The sequence below is a fragment of the Colwellia chukchiensis genome (genome assembly GCF_002104455.1).
GTDB lineage: Bacteria > Pseudomonadota > Gammaproteobacteria > Enterobacterales > Alteromonadaceae > Cognaticolwellia > Cognaticolwellia chukchiensis.
The window spans coordinates 431466-450200 of sequence record NZ_NBOC01000001.1 but is presented as its reverse complement, the minus strand read 5'-3'; the positions used below and the strand labels follow the sequence as shown (position 1 = coordinate 450200).

Sequence of the window (18735 nt, the reverse complement as noted above, 5' to 3'; positions counted from 1 at the left end):
GACACCAATTTGACTGGCAATGTTGGATTTAATAAGGGTAGTATCTAGGAAATAGAAAACCAAGCCCATTTCCGCTAAAGGCAAACGTATTGATGAAAAAACTTGATGATATAGATTTACGCATACTCACTTTGCTCTATAAAAATGCAGATATTACCAACAAAGAACTCGCAGCACAGATAGGTATAGCGCCATCAACTTGTTTAGAGCGTGTCAAGCGCATGAAAAATAATGGTGTTATCCACAATGCGTTTATTGATATAAACTTTAAAAGTATCGGCGGCAATATTGAGGCGATAGCGGCGATTAAGTTACAACCATACTCTGAGTTAATTGTTAACCAACTGAGAGACGACTTACTAAAACTTCCCGAAATTGTCAGTTTATATCATATGGGGGGGAGCTATGATTACTTTATTCATATGTCGGTAAAGAATAGTGAGCACTTACGTCAGTTTGTTTTTAATGCTATTACCTCTCGCGATGAAGTAACCACAGTTGAAACCTCGCTAATATTTGAGCATAGTCGCAGTGGTGTTTTACCAAACTTTATCGACGAATAACGGTAAAGAATATCAACTGTCCATCAGCACCTACCCCGCTTTGTGTGTTTTCTTGCGCGCTTTGCCACCAGGGTTGCATTTGTGCATAGGCCATGAGTTGGCTCCAAACTCCTGACTGTGTTTCAACCCCATAAATTATGCAACCTTGTTGATTACAATTTAAATATTCTATAACAATTTCAATACTCAGCTCATGTTGATAAATAAAGTCTGACATTAGCGATGCTATGTTTTCAGGCGCTGCTTGCGCTGCACTTAGCTCATCATGAGCAACGACAGTAGAATACGCGTTGATCAGGTCATCATTTTGCCTCCCACGCCAATGCAGTACTGAATGATAATTAATAGGAACAGCTTTTAGCGCCTCTGTTAAAGCGTCATTACTGACTAAGGCGTCTGTTGTATTCGCCGTTAAGGCCAGCCCTGTATGCTTGGTTAACGCTTGTTGATTTTGTTGTTTTATTAGCTCGCTATTGGCTAACCCTACTTTAGTTGGCGGCATAGTTTGGCCACTAACGCTGTGTTTATTTTGCGTTTTCGCTTGAGTTGTACTTTCATTCTTGCCTGTATGTTTGGCTTGGTTACTTACACTTTCTGCCCTATCAAATATCAGAGGCTCTGCTTTATTGAAGCTCATATTGAGCCACCAAAAACCAATACTTAATAGTATGATTATCATAACAGTAGCCTTAATACTCATGTCTATTCACCTGTTACATTATGCCGTTAGCGCTAATGTTAAGTGTAGTTCAATACACGGCGCTTTATTTGCAAACATGGCCGTAATTACTACACTTAGTAAAAAACCAACAAAGTATTATTCATATTTTACAGGCTGTTAACTATGACTAAATTGATTTACCTAAAAATTTTAGCCATCTCTTCGCTTGTTAACCTCCCTGCCAATGCCAGCTCCAGCCCAAATAAGAGCCTAGCAATTGAAACAATAACCATTACCGCCGAGCGACTGGCTATTAATGAATTACACAGCCCATACAGCACAACACTTATTTATCAAGATCAATTCTTACAGCAAGGTACGCGTACCACTGTTGATGCCATCGCTATGGTGCCTGGTGTGCTATTACAAAAAACAGCTCATGGTCAAGGCTCTCCCTATATTCGTGGCTTTACCGGCTTTAGAAATGTATTTTTAATTGATGGCGTTAGGCTTAATAATTCGGTCTTTCGAGAAGGGCCAAATCAATATTGGAACACAGTAGACCCATATTCTATCGGCAAATTCGAGGTGGTTAAAGGGCCGACATCCGTGGTTTACGGCTCAGATGCCATAGGTGGTACTGTCAATGCTATCACACAATTTCAGTCTATTGATGAGCTTGATAACGAAACTAGCCTCACTGGCTTTTATCGCGCGGCAAGCGCCGAGCAATCTCAGGTATTTAGGGCTTCACTGGCACAAAAACTTACTGAAACCTCTGGCATAGCCTTAGGCTTATCGGCAAAAGATTATGGCGATTTAATTGCCGGCGGTAGCACCAATGAACAGCCCAACACGGGCTATGATGAGCTGAATTTTGATTTTAAGTGGTTAACATCAATAGCAGATAAATACCCGTTGACTGTCGCATACTTTAAAACCAAACAAAACGATGTGCCTAGAACCCACAAAACTCTCGACGCCATTAGCTTTGCCGGTACCAGCTTAGGAAAAGAGTTAGCCCGCGATACCGATCAAGACAGATCTTTGCTTTATATTAAACTTGCAACACTACAACATACTATGTTTTACGACACAGCAGAGCTTTCTTTATCCTACCAACAACAAAGTGAAGTGAGAAATCGACTCAGAACCAATAACCGTACAGATCAACAAGGCTTTGATATCAATACACTTGGCTTAAATATTAACCTGAATAAACACATTGATGAGCACACCATAGTTTATGGTGCTGAATACTATCGCGATAGCGTTGCTAGTTTTGCCAGTAATAATATAATTCAAGGCCCAGTTGCTGACGATGCTCATTATCAATGGCTAGGCTTATACGGGCAAAGTAAGTACTATTTAAATCAACAAGTCAGTATCGATTTTGGTACGCGTTGGAGTTACATTGAGGTTGATGCTGACAGCATAAAATCACCACTAACCGGCAATCGCACTAGCCTAAAAAGTCACTGGCATAATATTGTTTTTAATGCCCGTGCAAATTGGCAAATAGTACCAAAATCGAAAAGCTTATACCTTGGCATTGCCCAAGGCTTTAGAGCACCTAACTTGTCTGATCTTACGCGTTTTGATAGTGCCCGCTCAAATGAGTTTGAAATACCCGCCTTAACATTAAAGCCTGAGCACTATCTTACGCTAGATACTGGTATTAAATATCGTTCAAACACCGTCAATTATGATATTGCCCTCTACTATACAAGCATCAAGGATCAAATACAGCGTGTGCCCACAGGCGCTATAAATACCGATGGTGAATTTGAGATAAGCAAGCAAAACATAGGTAAAGGTTATGTTTATGGTACTGAGCTAAGTTTTGATTATCGAGTGAATCGTCAATTACAGGCCTTTATGAAAATGGCCTATATCAAAGGCAAAGTTGACACTTTCCCAAGCTCTGATCATATATTATCCCGCGAGTATTTAAGTCGACTTATGCCCACTAACGCCACGCTAGGCCTACACTATACGGCAAGTAGTGAACTATGGTGGTTAACTTCTACAATCACCGCCTATCGTGCTGGCGATCGACTGTCAACTCGCGATAGAGCAGACACCCAGCGTATTCCACCTGGCGGTACTCCCGGCTTTGCCGTTTGGGATATTGGCGGCGGCTTCAACCTTTCACCTGCCTTACAAGTGACCCTTAATATCGACAATATACTGGATAAAAACTATCGTATTCACGGCTCAGGGCAAAATGAAGCTGGGCTGAACATCATTGCTAGTGTTCGATATAGCTTTTAATCACAGCGCTTTTGCTCGGCTGTGCCAACGGCAAGATTAGCTGTAAACTCGGTGAATCCAGCAAGTTATATCTACCTGTTAGCCTTATTCGCTCACCACTAAATGGTGCGCCTATCATACGAAAACTTTGGCTTATCTTAAGCGTGTTATTGCGTTTCGCACCGTAAATTACCGCCACACGGTATACACAACTTCTGTCTTAGTCACAAGTTCGCTGCCCTGACCTACAGCATTGATAAAAATAAATTTATGGCCAAAAAAATGGCTCATTAAAGAGCCATTTCTATCCTGCGTTAAAATCGAAAATTTACCCTAATTTTAGCTTTTTACGCACGGCAACCAAAGCTAGCGCTAGCGACAGCAACACAAAGCTTGCTGGCTCTGGCACAGTGGGTGGGGTGCCTATCAAGGCGCTGCGCATGGCAACAGGGTCAATCGCTAGCCCTAAACTATCTGAAAATGGTGGAAAAAATCCCCCAACACTAGGACTTATACTAACAATGGTAAAGTCTGCTGCATCAAGCAAGTCAATATGAAAAGTGAGCTCTGCTAAGGCAAACTCTGCTGGCTGTGTGGCATCGAGCACCCCTGGAGGCAATAAACTGACCTCAGATAAACCAACAGCACCAGGGGCATATTCACCGACACTAAAATCAAGCGCCTCGAAAAAGAGTAAATCACCTAAGCCATCAAAGAAGGTATAGCCGGTAAAAGACAATACCGATGGGTCAAATAAAATATCTAAATCAAATGCGCCTAAGCTAACAGGGCCGCCAGCGTCAAGCCCGCCGGCCATTAAGGTTAAAGTAATGTCATCACCTGTGCTACCTGGTTGTTCTGCAGGATCAAGCCATAACATCAGTGACGCACTACTGACGTTACTCAGCAATAGCGCCATGACTAGTAGTAAACTTTTAATTATTTTCATTTAATTCTCCACTTACTTCGTTAGTTAAAGTCAGACTAAAGTGCGCATCGCATATTAATACCTCGCAGTACTGATAAGTGCGCACTTACGGCATTGCTATTAAGGAACGCCAATAGCACAACGATCATTGGTACATTGCAGTACACATAAACGTGCATCAATCACATTGATGACATTATCACTATTAATATCAAACAATGGGTTACCCGGAGGCACAGGTACATTCCTATGACGACCAATAATACCTATATCAATGCTATCTACTTGACCATCGGCATTGGCATCACAGTCAGTATCTTGGGTGGTGTGAATAGTTAAATCGGATAAGATTGGGCTTGCATCATCAACCCCTGGTCGTAAAGTGGCACGCACTTGAATAAACTGCCCCATTAACGCTAGTCCAGCGCCACCATTAGTTACCGCGCTATAAAGTTGGCTGCTCAAATCAGCAACTGAATTGGCAGAACGGGCTTCCACGGTAATACTACTACCGGCAGGAATAAGACCTTCTGGTTCATTATTCCAATCAATTTTATCCCAAGCGGTATCTGCGGCGCCGCCATCATTAATCACGGTCCAAATACCGGTCGGGTCGGTTTGGTTACGCGCGCCAAAGCCAGTGGCATCACTGTAGGTATATGGGTCTCGGCCTACCGGAATAGTGGAAATAAAATTACAATCACTATCATATTGAGACACGCTATCTGAGCTGGTATTTATGGTCCATATGCGACCACCTTTACCGACAATAGGCCCGCGACCTCCCAACGTACCGACCGAACAGGCTGGCGTAGTATTTAAATCTTCCGCATTAGCGCCTGCGCCACCGTTTTGCACAAATTTACGTAAAGTTGGCGTGCCAAACCATACCGCGCCATCACCATCAACAGCAACACCTGTGCCTGAAAAAGCAACACTAAACTGGGTAGTGCCATCGGCTGGCTTATAACTGTGCAATGTGCTGCCTAAATACACTCTATCATTACCGAGCACTATGCCATAGTTACTTTGTAATGAACGATTAGTGACATGGGTAGCCGTATTGGTATCTAATTCCACCAAGGTCGAACCTAAAGATGCACCCCACAAGGTACCATTTGCATCCACTGCACAACCATAATTAGTTGCACCTGTGGCTATCGGTCCTGCGAGCTGTGTTCCTGCTTGATCAAATTGAAAGTATTCTCGACCATTATAAGTACCTGCCCATAGGTCGCCGTCTTGGTCAATACACAGTGAACGTCCAAAATCATTGGGGTCGCCAAATTTCGACACCCAAATCACGCGCTCATCGTGAAAGTCAGCAATATCTAAAATGCCATTACCATCATCAATAACCGGCAACATTTCATCTGGGGTGATCATACAGTCGCCGTTAAGGTCGCTTGAGGTATCAATAACCCCATTACCATTGCGGTCTACTCCGCCCTCTACGGCTATTTTAAGTAAATCCGGTATACGAGCCCCGGTAAAGTTTCGGTTGGCCACATAGACATTCCCTGTGGTATCAACGGCGGTACGAGAAGGTGCGGCACCTGAAAAAGCACCATGATTATCAAGCGCGGTTGGTAAACCAAAATCGGTTAAATACCGTGCCTCTTCACAGCCATTGCCACCAGCACCGTCAGTATTAATACGCGACATGGTATCTTCGCCGGCATTAGCCACCCACAGCACAGGAAAAGTATCACCCGTGCTATTTAGCTGCAGCTGATTGTTGTTAGGGGCATCATGATTAACCGAATCTAGCGTACCTGCACTAAAGTCTGCATCTGTGGTATAAGTTGTGGTTGTTGCATTAGCTGCGCCCGCTATAAATACGGTGCTAGCTATAGATAGAGATATTACGAGTTGACGTATCTTCACAGTATCCTCCTATTGCCTTAGCGAACGCATATCCCGTTCAGGATTACGCACTTTAGACAAAAATTTTGGAAGTGCTGCAGGCTCAGGTATCGGCTGACTTTGATAACCTTTTGCCGGTGAAATAGCGCGTTGTTTATCTGTTGATAACTCCAACCAATATACATTCGAGCCTTGGCCATTTTGCCAACTAACGAAAAACAAAGCATTGTCGTCAAGTTGCCATATAGCATCATCCACTTGGTATCTAGCATCAGTCAAGCTTTTAAGCTGTGAACCATCTTCCTTCATAGTAAATAGTTGCGTACGCCCCAAAGGCCCACGCGTCGATAGAAATACAATTTTATCCCCCTTATTTGACCACTTAGGTCTTGAGTCTGCGGCTTTTAAATCAGTGAGCTGACGCTCGGTATTGGCTGTTAAGTCATATAAGTAAATATTATATATGCGGTTGCGACGTGCATGGTAAAGCAACTTTTGACTATCTGGCGACCAGTGCACTTGCCCTTCTTCACTTTTAAGGTGTGTACTTAACTGCTGATGAATTGTGCCGTCGCTATTAACTATCCATATATTTGATTTACCATTTGGCCTTACCTTGCTGTAGGACAGCCATTTTCCGTTCGGTGACCACGCAGGGTGGACATAACTATCCGGCTCATCCTTGCTTAGTCGTTTAACATGCTCACCATTGGCTGACATCAAGTAGAGACCAATTCCGCCATGACGATCTGAGTTAAAGACGATGGACTGACCATCAGGCGACCAACGGGCTTGGCCATCGTACCCTGCATGATTTGATAAGTTGCGTTGTTGGCTGCCATCAACACGCATGGTATAAATTTCTGAGTTGCCGTTATCACGCAGTGAAGTAAAAAGAATATGTTGTCCGTCAGGAGACCAAGAGGCGTCGTAATCATCTCGGTTGTTGTAGGTGAGCTGTTTGAGTTCATCACCGGCAAAGTTTGTCAAAAAGATTTCGCGATCACCATCTTGATTGGAAACAAAAAGTAACTGTGTGCTAAGTGGATCATATTGATTTTGCTGTGATGAATAACTCACATCAGGTGAGTTTGAACAGCCTGTCGCGACGAGGGCAATAGCTACAATAAAAACGTAGTACCAATGTTGATATTTCGACTGATATTTCGCGCTTCCCATAGTGTCGCCTTAAGTCATAACGTTTTACCTAACATCAGTGGCTGGCGTTAATACAACACACGAAAATGAATATCAAAAAGGTACTATTACAGCTTAAAATAGCGACAATTCAATATAAGATATAGGCAAAACATCTGCTTGAACTCTCGAATAATCTTTATATAAGCATAGATTAGACCAAAGATATAAAAGCACATAATTTCAACAAGCTGCTTAATATTGATTAGTATGATAAATAAAAAAGTGTAAAAATTACTGACAGTTTTTTATGCGACTGAAAAATTTGCGTATGCGTTCTAATCATGTCTTGCTTTGATAATGACTTTGTCGCTAACGCCAAAAGCTGTATTAACCTTAAAAAATAGCTCACAACTATGCATTAAAACTTTAACTATGGTAAAGGTTGCAACCTTATTAGATGTCAGCAAAACTGATGTGGCATACGAGCAAAATTCATCAACCAACACCGATAACATTTCGCGAATTTTTGAATAGTTGGACTTAAAACCTGCTAATGTTGTGTAAAATCTTGGCTTTCATAATAGAGCGGTTTCATGGAGCCGCAATTGATAAATTTATACTGCAATTCCTGTTCGCTAGGCACCGCCGTTGAAGTGTTAAACTGACGGGCACAGCCTGCCTGAACATTAATATAAATCAGGTGATCAAAGCTAGGTGGCGCTTGAAGCTGATGGATAAAAATTTGACCACTATTTTGCAGCGTCACCGCATCATAAGCTTGCACATTACTGGCAGGGGCAATATCGTCAAGCTTGCGCATATACACTTGCTCAGCAAAGTGTAATGTCATGTCTTCGTATACTAAGCTGCCATCTCGTTCAAAATGGCCAAGATAAACATCGGCCGACAGAGCAATATTTTCACCACGCATTAAACGCTGTAAATTAAATGGCTTAGGTTTGATTGTTACCATTTTATTATCACGAACCAATTGCACTAAAGCAAGATCCTGCACCTTAAGCTTGTACATTAGTTGCACGTCGTGCGGTTTATGATACAAAGGTAGGTGATAAGCAAAAATCGTCGATGAGATATTCATCAACACCATGCCATGGACCCCCATATAACCAGCATCAAGCGCCGTTATTTCCTCAGGCGCTGAGTTAGCCATACTTAACAGGCTGGTAAAGGCGGTTATTAATGTCAATAATAAAACTTTCATCGTCTACGACTCATACAGAGTTATGCTTTATCTAGGTTTAAAGGCTAACAGGTTATTCACTTTGCGACTGCCCGCCAGTTGAGCCATAGTGCTTAGCAAGTACTGTCAAAGCCATGATAGCATAGCGTTTAGTGTGATAACCGCGGTTTTGCTAAGCGGATTATAAAATATAAAGGCAATAAAAATCCCGTCACTAGGTACGGGATTTTTATCAACTGAGGCAATTAACGCTCATTAGCTTTTTAGATCATCAAAGAACTTTTTCACGCCGTCAAAAAAGCCGGTTTCTTTCGGGCTATGCTTGCTGGTGCTTTTGCCCATTTTTTCTTCTAACTGGCGCAATAAGTCCGCTTGATCACCCGATAAATTCACTGGCGTTTCAATCACGACTTTACACATTAAGTCACCAGTTGAGTGGCTGCGTACTGATTTGACGCCTTTACCTCGTAAGCGGAACATTTTACCGGTTTGCGTTTCTTTCGGTATTTTCAGCTTCACTTTACCTTCGAGGGTCGGTACTTCAATTTCTCCGCCTAATGCTGCTGTGGTGAAACTAATCGGCACTTCGCAATACAAGTTATTTTCATCACGGACAAATATTTTATGATCGCGCACATTAGCTTGCACATATAAGTCGCCTGCTGGTGCGCCATGCTCGCCGGCTTCACCTTCACCCGATAAGCGAATTCTATCGCCGGTATCAACACCTGCTGGAATTTTAACAGATAAGGTTTTGGTTTTTTCAACCCGCCCTTGACCACGACATGAAGGACAAGGATCAGTAATAACTTTGCCTTTACCCGAACACGTCGGACAGGTTTGTTGCACGGCAAACAAGCCTTGGCGCATTTGCACTTGGCCATGGCCGTGACAAGTTGAACATGTTTTGGCACTGGTGCCTTTTTTCGCGCCGCTACCGTCACAGGGCTCACAACTAACAAAAGTCGGCACTTTAATTTCTAAGGTTTTACCTTTAACCGCTTCTTCAAGCGTCAAGTCTAGGTTGTAGCGTAAATCTGCACCGCGACGTTGGCGCGATTGCCCACCGCGACCACGGCCACCACCACCAAAAATATCACCGAAAATATCACCAAACGCATCACCAAAGTCATGGCCGCCGCCAAAGCCTCCACCACCATGGCCGCCTTGTTCAAATGCTGCATGGCCATATTGATCATAGGCTGCACGCTTTTGATCGTCGTTTAGCACTTCATAAGCTTCTTTAACTTCTTTAAATTGCTCTTCTTTTGATTTATCACCTTTGGTTCTGTCTGGGTGATATTTCATTGCTAAACGTTTGTAAGCTTTTTTGATATCGCGCTCAGATGCATCTTTTGATACTCCTAGCACTTCATAATAATCGCGTTTTGACATAAGTTTATTTCTTTACTTCAATTTTGTGGATACTAATTTGTTTAACTTCTTACTTAGACGCTTTAAAAATTCACCTTAAAACATGAAAAATCCAAGCAAATTAACATCTTGCATTAACTAACATTTCGTTATTACCTGACATAATAAAGCGCCGATAGCTATCGACGCTTTATTCATTTGAAGCTAATAACAAGGTTAAAGTTTTTGGTTGTTACTCAAGTGTACTCGCATAAGCTGGACACGCCGAGCAACAACCCATCATTAACTACTTCTTGTCGTCTTTAACTTCTTCAAACTCAGCATCAACAACATCATCACCCGCTGGTGCTTCTGCATCAGGTGCTGCGCCTTCAGCTGCGCCGGCTTGTGCTTGTGCTTTAGCTTGAGCAATTTCCATCAATTTAGCTGAAGCTTCAATAACCGCTTGTGACTTAGTATCGATTTCTTCTTTACTATCGCCTTTAAGCGCCACTTCAAGCTCAGATAAAGCGCTTTCAATCTTCTCTTTATCTTCTGCTGGTAAATCATCACCGGCTTCTTCAATTTGCTTACGCGTTGCGTGCACCATGCCATCAGCTTGGTTGCGCGCTTGTACAAGCTCTTCAAATTTCGCATCTTCGTCAGCATTGGCTTCCGCGTCGCGTACCATTTGCTCTACTTCATCATCTGATAAACCAGAAGAGGCTTTAATGGTGATTTTTTGCTCTTTACCTGTGTTCTTATCTTTTGCCGTGACATGCAAAATACCGTCAGCATCTAAGTCAAAGGTTACTTCGATTTGTGGCGTACCGCGCGGTGCTGGGTCTATGCCTTCTAAGTTAAACTGGCCTAATGACTTGTTTGCAGATGCTTGCTTACGCTCACCTTGCACAACATGTACAGTTACCGCAGCTTGGTTATCTTCAGCTGTTGAGAAGGTTTGCGACTGCTTAGTCGGGATAGTGGTGTTTTTATCGATAACTTTCGTCATCACACCGCCCATAGTTTCAATACCTAGTGATAATGGTGTCACATCTAGTAATAATACGTCGGTAACATCGCCAGAAAGTACACCTGCTTGTACCGCAGCGCCAGAGGCTACAGCTTCGTCAGGGTTAACGTCTTTACGTGGCTCTTTACCAAAGAACTCTGTAACCACTTTTTGAACCATTGGCATGCGTGTTTGACCACCCACCAAAATCACATCGTTCACGTCGCTAATTGACAAGTCCGCATCTTTTAGTGCCAATTTAAGTGGCTCTAATGTGGCTTTAACCATGTCTTCAACTAACGACTCTAACTTAGCACGCGTTACTTTGATGTTCATGTGCTTAGGACCTGACGCATCAGCAGTAATGTACGGCAAGTTAACATCGGTTTGTTGTGCTGAAGAAAGCTCACATTTTGCTTTTTCTGCCGCTTCTTTTAAACGTTGCATGGCTAATGGATCTTGCGTTAAGTCCATACCTTGATCTTTCTTGAACTCGGCAACTAAGTAGTTAATTAAACGGTTATCAAAATCTTCACCACCTAAGTGGGTATCACCGTTTGTTGCTAATACTTCAAACGTGTGCTCACCTTCAACTTCATCAATTTCGATAATTGAAATATCAAAAGTACCACCACCTAAGTCATATACGGCAACCACTTTGTCGCCTTCTTGCTTATCCATACCGTAAGCAAGCGCAGCAGCAGTTGGTTCGTTGATAATACGCTTAACATCAAGACCAGCAATACGACCCGCATCTTTAGTTGCTTGACGTTGTGAGTCGTTAAAGTATGCAGGTACGGTAATAACCGCTTCTGTTACTTTTTCGCCTAGGTAGTCTTCAGCGGTTTTTTTCATTTTTGCTAACACTTCAGCAGATACTTGTGGTGGCGCGATATTTTTATCACGTGCCGTTACCCATGCATCGCCGTTGTCAGCTTTAACAATGCCAAATGGCATGATTTTAATGTCGCGTTGCACTTCTTCATCGTCAAAACGACGTCCGATTAAGCGCTTAATTGCGAATAATGTATTTTTTGGGTTTGTGACCGATTGGCGTTTAGCTGGTTGACCAACTAAGGTTTCGCCTTCTTCAGTGTAAGCAATGATAGAAGGAGTGGTACGGTCGCCTTCCGCGTTTTCAATTACGCGCGTTTTATCACCGTCTAGTACAGCAACACAAGAGTTTGTTGTCCCTAGGTCAATACCAATAATTTTGCCCATCTTGAGGATCTCCGAATACTTATAATGTTAAAAATAAAGATTAAATCTTTCGATGAACAGTTAGTGGGGGCAGGAAAATAGCTTTTCAACTATTTTTATCGAAAATAATGAAAAAATGTTAATTATTATTACCGCCACTCTTTATATAGAACAAATTAGCGGGTTATTACCTAGTTTAGCTAACTACCCGCTTACTGTGTAAACTAGATAAGTTATCGCTTTAGCGAATAGATAGCGTAAAAAAACCAGACCTGAGTCTGGTTTTAATCTAGTATTGCCAACGCTTGTCCGTTAAAAGGAAAAGCTGTTACGCGCTAGTATCAACACTTGGCGCAGCTTTTGACACCATCACCATTGCTGGGCGAATCAAACGGCCGTTAAGTTCATACCCCTTTTGCATAACTGCAATGACAGTATTGGCAGCAACACCTTCCACTTCTTGCATAGACATAGCTTGATGTAATTCCGGATTAAAGGGTTGATCTTTTGGATCGATCGCTTTAATAGCAAATTTTTCTAGCGAGGCTATCAAGCCTTGGTACGTTAACTCAATTCCTTCGATAATAGCAGTGTTGCTCTCATCATCTTTATTGATGTTTTCCAATGCGCGCTCTAAATTATCTACCGTGGTCAATAATTCGACAGCAAATTTTTCTAACGCAAATTTACGTGCTTTTTCAACATCTTGTGCAGAGCGACGACGAACATTATCAACTTCTGCTTTAGCACGAATTACGGTATCTTTTTGATCCGCCACCGTTGATTTAGCTGCAGCAAGTGCTAATTCAAGTTCGTTTATTTTTTCTTGCTCAGCACTGATATTTTCAACCGCAGCATCTAACTGCTCTTCAACTTGCTCTTCTGCTTGCTCAATAATTTCAGCGGCTAGTTCTTCTGCAGCCACTTCTTCTGCACTTTTATTCTCTGTTGACTCATTAGCCATGAAAAAACTCCAAAGTAGTTCTTATACCTACTTCATTAACTACGTCGTCGTTTCTACTAGTTAAAACTACCAACTAACTCGTTATTTATTTAACAATTAAAACAAATAGTTATTAAATAAATGCCATGTACTTGGCGATTTTTCCTCTGTATCAAGTAGACCACTTAATTAATGAAACGGGTATTAAGTTTCAAATAAGGTAAATCTCAATAACGCTAATTATGGGGGCTTGTTTTTATGATTCAAGCACAAAAGTAAATCATTTCATAAAAAGTCAACTTTACAAGCGCCTCAAATAGCGCGAAACTTCCTAGAGTCCTCAATTACAAAACATATTAATTAGCAATGTATGAGTAATTTATACAACACCATAGGCTTAATCGGCAAACCTCACCATGACGGTGCCAGTACAACCATAGAAGCTTTACATGATTATTTAGCGCAACAAGGCTATCGAGTATTAATCGAAAATTCAGTTGCGGCGACGGTCAATATTGAAAAGTTTAATAAGGCGTCATTAACCGATATTGGCGAGCAAGCAGATCTCGCAATTGTTGTCGGTGGTGATGGCTATATGTTAGGTGCAGCCAGAGTACTAGCCTGTTACAACATAGGCGTTATTGGCGTAAATAGAGGCAATTTAGGCTTTTTAACCGATCTATCCCCAGATGATTTGCTGCCGCCTTTAGAAGCCATTTTAAAAGGTCAGTCGCGGGAAGAGCAGCGCTTTATTATTGAAGCTGAAGTCTATCGTCATGGTAGGCTAAAAAGCTCAAACAGTGCGGTAAACGAAGCCGTACTGCACGCTGGTAAAGTGGCTAGTATGATCGAATTTGAAGTCTACATTGACGGAAGTTTTATGTTCAGTCAACGTTCAGATGGCCTGATAGTGTCGTCACCTACGGGCTCAACCGCTTATTCTATGTCTGCTGGTGGTCCAATATTAACGCCAAATTTGAATGCGTTATCACTCGTGCCCATGTTTCCGCACACCCTCACAAGTCGACCGATAGTCGTAGACGGTAACAGTGAAATCAAACTTAAGCTCGCTAATGAAAATTACGAGAACCTGCAAGTCAGTTGTGACGGACATGTCATTTTAGCCGTCATGCCTGGTGATGAAGTCATTATCAAAAAAAGTGAGTTTACATTACGCTTGATACACCCGTTAGATCACAACTACTTTAATGTGTTAAGAAATAAACTTGGCTGGGGTAATAAGCTTTATTAATCAATAAGCTAGCTTACAAATAAAAAATAAAGTAAAAACATAGCTTGAAATAAAAGCAGATACTGTATAAATTAACAGTATCTGCTTTTTTGCTTATTTATTCTGCACTTTATCGTAATAAAGCTACTGATAAAGTTAATGAGGCGACTATGTTATTGCAACTCAACATTCAAAACTTTGCCATTGTGCGTTCACTCGACATTGATTGGCAGCAAGGCATGACCACTATTACTGGCGAAACGGGTGCCGGCAAATCTATTGCTATAGATGCCTTAGGTCTTTGCTTAGGTGATAGAGCCGTTACTAATGTAGTCAGAGCTGATTGCAAAAAAGCCGAATTAGCAGCAACCTTTGATACGAGTCATAATATAGCTGCCAAAAACTGGCTGAAACACCATGATATGCTACTCGATAACGAGTGTATTTTGCGCCGTGTTATTTCAGCCGAAGGCCGCTCTAAAGCCTATATTAATGGCAGCCAAGTACCGCTAGCGCAATTAAAAGAAATTGGCCAGCTATTGATTCATATTCATGGTCAACATAATCATCAATTGATTGTAAAGGCTAGTGAACAACGCAATATACTTGATGCCTACGCCAATCATCAACACCTACTTGATGAGGTAAAATACTATTACCAACAATGGCGTAGCCTTAGCCAAGAAGCGCAAACCTTACAAGAAAATAAGCTACAGCGAGAAGCTCAGCAGCAATTATTACAATATCAAGTACAAGAGTTGAACGAATTTTCTTTACAGCCTGACGAGTTTGAAAACTTAGAAAAGGATTACCAGCGTCAAAGTAATGGGCAACATATTCTCAGTGAAACATTAAGTGCAGTACAACAATTATCTGAAGCTGAACAATTTAATGTAGTTGATAGTTTAAGGAGCAGCGCAGATAAAATTGCAGGCTTAGCAAACTATGATGGCAAGTTAAAAGCCATTGCTGAACAGCTGAATGAAGCCTTAATTCAAGTAGAAGATGCCAGTCAAGAATTAAAACATTATTATCAAAGTGTTGAACTTGATCCCGACAGCTACTCGCTGATTGAGGAACGTTATTCAAGCGCAATTATGTTAGCCAAAAAACACCAAGTTGCCCCTAATGCCTTAGCGCAGTTTCACCAACAATTGCTACAAGAGCTCGCATTATTTAGCTCAGATGAAAGTCGTTTAATAAAAATTAATGATGATATTGAAAGCGCTAAGCAACAATATCAAAATGCAGCCAATATCTTGTCCGAGTCCAGAGCTAAAGCCGCTGCCAAGCTGAGCAAAATGATCACAAACAGCATGGCTGAATTGAATATGGCGCACGGTAAGTTTGCCATTAAAGTCAGCCAAGATAAATTAGATCATTTATCATTACATGGTCATGACAATGTTAGCTTCCTTGCCAGCTTAAACCCTGGCCAACCATTAGAAGCCATGAATAAAGTTGCCTCAGGTGGTGAGCTGTCGCGTATTAGCTTAGCCATGCAGGTTATATTAGCAGACAAAGTTATCACGCCAAGCTTAATCTTTGATGAGGTAGATGTTGGCATTAGTGGTCCAACTGCAGCCATGGTTGGCAAAAAGTTACAGCAGTTAGCTAAAAACACGCAAGTTATTTGTGTTACGCATTTACCGCAAGTGGCTAGTAAAGGTCATCAACAGTTGTTTGTTGCCAAACTCACCGACGGCGAACACACTGAAACTACAGTCACGGAACTTTCTCGCGATGGTCGCGTCCAAGAGATTGCTCGCTTGCTGGCCGGTGATAAAGTCACTGATACGAGTTTAGCTAACGCACAAGAATTATTGGCTGGATAGGGTTAAATCAGAGTAAAACAGCAAAATAATCAAAAATTATTTTGTATCTATTAGTTTGCTTCGCTATTATCCCCGTTCACATTGAAAAGGATAAATATAATCGCCATGTTGTTTCGAGTACTCACTATTGTTATCGCCTTATTTATTTCTGCCTGCTCTAGCTGGGTTTATCGCATTGACGTGCCGCAAGGCAATTATTTGGAGCAAAAAGACATCGACAAACTGCAAATTGGCATGACCAAAGAGCAAGTTAAATATGTTTTAGGTAGTCCAGTAGTTGAAGACGCATTTAATAACGATACTTGGCATTATGTCTATCGCTTTAAATCAGGTCGCAGTGACAAGTTTAACAGTAAAAAACAATTTACCATCACCTTTGAAAACAATAAAGTTGTTGATGCCAAAGGAGATTTTGAGCTGCCTGAGAGTTATTATGTTCCCATGGTGAACTAAAATCCCCTCAGGTGCGCATTAACCCTTATGTAAAAACTATAGAGCGCCATTACACATTTGTGTTGTTCGTCAATCGACAAAAAAGCATGCTAAGTCGCATGCTTTTTTTGTCGCTAAAATAACCTTTAGGCTGAATCGTTGGCTTTACTGCGACGAGGATCGACACGCCCACCGGTAACTTTATCAGCACGCCCTTCTAATTTTGCTTTTTCGGCTCTGCGTTTTCGTACCTCTTTCGGATCAGCAATGAGCGGTCGATAGACTTCAATACGATCTAAATCATTGACCGTATCGGTTAATTTAGCGACGCGATTCCAAATGCCTACTTTATTTATTGACAAATCGATTTCAGGAAATACATCAATAATACCTGAGGTTATTATGGCCTGTTCAACCGTAGTATGCTCATTAACAGTACAGTTAATAATTTCTTGTTTTTGCGGGGTACCATAAACAACTTCAATTGCAAGTTGCTTTGCTGCACTTTCATTTTCATTCATGACTTTGATACTCTGATATTGATTTTCAACAACGCTCAACTAACCGTAAACTTCTTTTGCCCGCTGAGTAAAAGCTTGTACCATATTGTTAGCCAAGTTATTAAACACACGACCAAATGCTAAATCAAACACCTTACTGGAAAACTCATAATCTAAATTTAATTCAATTTTACAAGCTTCATCTGACAGCGCCTTTAGCTGCCACGCTCCAACTAACTTCTTAAAAGGCCCATCCACTAAGTTCATAATCACTTCTTGATTATTGACCAAGGTATTTTTAGTAGTGAACCATTTTTTTAAGCCGCCTTTTGACACTAATAAAGCAGCAGTCATAGATTGTTCATCTTGTGCGATGATTTTACTATCGCTACAGTCTGGTAAAAACTTAGGGTAGGAAAGCACATCATTAATTAACAAATACATATCTTCTACACTGTGCATAACTAATGCACTTCGACTTATGTTTGGCATTTACCCTCCGAATATTAAGCGCGCTATATTAGCAAATACCATTTAAAAGCGCATTAAAGTGAAAAATGGCTAATAAGCCATTTAAATAACCATAATACTCCGTATAATAGCCTGCTTGCTATCTATTTTAGCAATAAGAATGGAATTGAAATGGCAAAGAAAAAATCTAAACAAGCGAATAACAACACTATTGCGCTAAATAAAAAAGCACGTCACAACTATATCCTAACCGATAAGTTTGAAGCCGGCATGAGTTTACAGGGCTGGGAGATTAAAAGTATTCGCAGTGGTAAAGTCAACATTTCTGACTGTTACGTTTTCATTAAAGATCGTGAAGCGTTTTTAGTTGGAGCTGAGATCATGCCGCTCAATGCAGCTTCGAGCCATGTCGTATGCGACCCCAATCGTGCGCGTAAATTACTTCTTAACCGACGTGAACTTGATAAACTGGCGGCGGCCGTCGATCGCGACGGTTACTCATTAGTTGCCACAGCCATGTATTGGAAAGCCTGTTGGGTAAAACTGGAGTTTTATTTAGGTAAAGGTAAGAAAGACCATGATAAACGTGCCGCTATAAAAGATAGAGAGTGGGCTGTAGATAAAGGTCGCTTAATGAAAAATAAAAACTTAGATCGTTAAGCGATTAAAAAATACCACGTTGTCTATTTTAACTAAGCATTGTACAATGCTCGTTGTAGGCTAATGTAGTCTATAATTAAATAGTAAAAACTTTGGGGCGGATCTAGGATTCGACAAGATTCATGAAACCCAAGGTGCATGCCCAGGGGCGGTTGGCCTGGTAAAAAGCCGCAAAACTATAATTGCAAACGACGAAACGTTCGCACTAGCCGCTTAAGGCTAGCCATCGCCTCATAAACTTTCCTGTTGTTTAGAGGAACGATGGTCACCCCAAATAGGATAGCGAGGGAAGCACGCTTAAGGCTGAACCGCGAAATAGTATTAAGCTCACCATGACGAAGCCTGTCGGTTGGCGTCTAATTGGTTAAATAAATAATCGACTAAGCATGTAGTACCGAGGACGTAGGCTTTTTGGACGGGGGTTCGATTCCCCCCCGCTCCACCAAAATAATAATTAAAGACGCTTTTTAGCGTCTTTTTTTATGC

At 41.5% G+C, this 18735-nt stretch carries 16 protein-coding genes and 1 other RNA gene; 7 read left to right on the top strand and 10 right to left on the bottom strand.

The genetic code is table 11. The annotated features are described in order from the left end of the window. The first annotated feature begins 92 nt into the window (after positions 1-92). Positions 93-563 (top strand): Lrp/AsnC family transcriptional regulator, encoded by a 471-nt coding sequence (locus B6K83_RS02030; RefSeq protein WP_085282729.1) that lies wholly within the window; start codon positions 93-95, stop codon positions 561-563. Here B6K83_RS02030 and B6K83_RS02025 read toward each other — a convergent pair. After that, the gene (locus B6K83_RS02025; RefSeq protein ID WP_139175483.1) at positions 550-1200 is read right to left on the bottom strand and encodes a hypothetical protein; all 651 of its coding nucleotides are present in this window, start codon (positions 1198-1200) and stop codon (positions 550-552) included. The two genes, B6K83_RS02030 and B6K83_RS02025, sit on opposite strands and share 14 nt — an antisense overlap. Positions 1201-1407: 207 nt before the next feature. On the opposite strand from B6K83_RS02025, the gene B6K83_RS02020 reads away from it, so the two are divergent. Next, positions 1408-3498, top strand: a complete 2091-nt coding sequence (locus B6K83_RS02020; protein ID WP_085282725.1) for a TonB-dependent receptor — start codon at positions 1408-1410, stop codon at positions 3496-3498. 307 nt (positions 3499-3805) lie between these two features. Here the strand turns inward: B6K83_RS02020 and B6K83_RS02015 are convergent, their stop codons facing one another. From B6K83_RS02015 to grpE, 7 genes are all read right to left on the bottom strand, one after another. Next, positions 3806-4426, bottom strand: coding sequence for a PEP-CTERM sorting domain-containing protein (locus B6K83_RS02015; protein ID WP_085282723.1), 621 nt, complete (start codon positions 4424-4426; stop codon positions 3806-3808). A 99-nt stretch (positions 4427-4525) separates the two neighbouring features. Next, positions 4526-6292, bottom strand: coding sequence for a two-component regulator propeller domain-containing protein (locus B6K83_RS02010; protein ID WP_085282721.1), 1767 nt, complete (start codon positions 6290-6292; stop codon positions 4526-4528). A gap of 9 nt (positions 6293-6301) precedes the next feature. Then, positions 6302-7450, bottom strand: coding sequence for a TolB family protein (locus tag B6K83_RS02005; RefSeq protein WP_085282718.1), 1149 nt, complete (start codon positions 7448-7450; stop codon positions 6302-6304). A 511-nt stretch (positions 7451-7961) separates the two neighbouring features. Continuing rightward, on the bottom strand, positions 7962-8633 hold the full coding sequence (locus B6K83_RS02000; protein WP_085282716.1) for a hypothetical protein: 672 nt from the start codon (positions 8631-8633) through the stop codon (positions 7962-7964). Between the two features lie 234 nt (positions 8634-8867). After that, positions 8868-10007, bottom strand: coding sequence for a molecular chaperone DnaJ (gene dnaJ / locus B6K83_RS01995; RefSeq protein WP_085282714.1), 1140 nt, complete (start codon positions 10005-10007; stop codon positions 8868-8870). Between the two features lie 265 nt (positions 10008-10272). Next, positions 10273-12198: a molecular chaperone DnaK gene (gene dnaK, locus B6K83_RS01990; RefSeq protein WP_085282712.1), complete on the bottom strand. Its 1926-nt coding sequence runs from the start codon at positions 12196-12198 to the stop codon at positions 10273-10275. A 307-nt stretch (positions 12199-12505) separates the two neighbouring features. Next, on the bottom strand, positions 12506-13141 hold the full coding sequence (gene grpE, locus B6K83_RS01985) for a nucleotide exchange factor GrpE (protein ID WP_085282710.1): 636 nt from the start codon (positions 13139-13141) through the stop codon (positions 12506-12508). A 349-nt stretch (positions 13142-13490) separates the two neighbouring features. On the opposite strand from grpE, the gene nadK reads away from it, so the two are divergent. The 3 genes from nadK (at position 13491) to B6K83_RS01970 (ending at position 16639) form a co-directional block, all read left to right on the top strand. Further along, positions 13491-14372: an NAD(+) kinase gene (gene nadK / locus B6K83_RS01980; protein WP_085282708.1), complete on the top strand. Its 882-nt coding sequence runs from the start codon at positions 13491-13493 to the stop codon at positions 14370-14372. A 149-nt stretch (positions 14373-14521) separates the two neighbouring features. After that, positions 14522-16186, top strand: a complete 1665-nt coding sequence (gene recN, locus B6K83_RS01975) for a DNA repair protein RecN (protein ID WP_085283290.1) — start codon at positions 14522-14524, stop codon at positions 16184-16186. 105 nt (positions 16187-16291) lie between these two features. Further along, positions 16292-16639, top strand: a complete 348-nt coding sequence (locus B6K83_RS01970; protein WP_085282706.1) for an outer membrane protein assembly factor BamE — start codon at positions 16292-16294, stop codon at positions 16637-16639. A 125-nt stretch (positions 16640-16764) separates the two neighbouring features. Here B6K83_RS01970 and B6K83_RS01965 read toward each other — a convergent pair whose 3' ends face one another. Further along, on the bottom strand, positions 16765-17139 hold the full coding sequence (locus tag B6K83_RS01965; RefSeq protein WP_085283288.1) for an RnfH family protein: 375 nt from the start codon (positions 17137-17139) through the stop codon (positions 16765-16767). 39 nt (positions 17140-17178) lie between these two features. Continuing rightward, a complete protein-coding gene (locus B6K83_RS01960; RefSeq protein ID WP_085282704.1) occupies positions 17179-17610 on the bottom strand; it encodes an SRPBCC family protein in 432 nt (143 codons plus the stop codon). Between the two features lie 150 nt (positions 17611-17760). Here B6K83_RS01960 and smpB point away from each other — a divergent pair, with 150 nt between their 5' ends. Beyond that, the gene (gene smpB / locus B6K83_RS01955; protein ID WP_085282702.1) at positions 17761-18249 is read left to right on the top strand and encodes an SsrA-binding protein SmpB; all 489 of its coding nucleotides are present in this window, start codon (positions 17761-17763) and stop codon (positions 18247-18249) included. Between the two features lie 94 nt (positions 18250-18343). Beyond that, positions 18344-18694: a transfer-messenger RNA gene (gene ssrA / locus B6K83_RS01950) on the top strand. Positions 18695-18735: the final 41 nt, after the last annotated feature.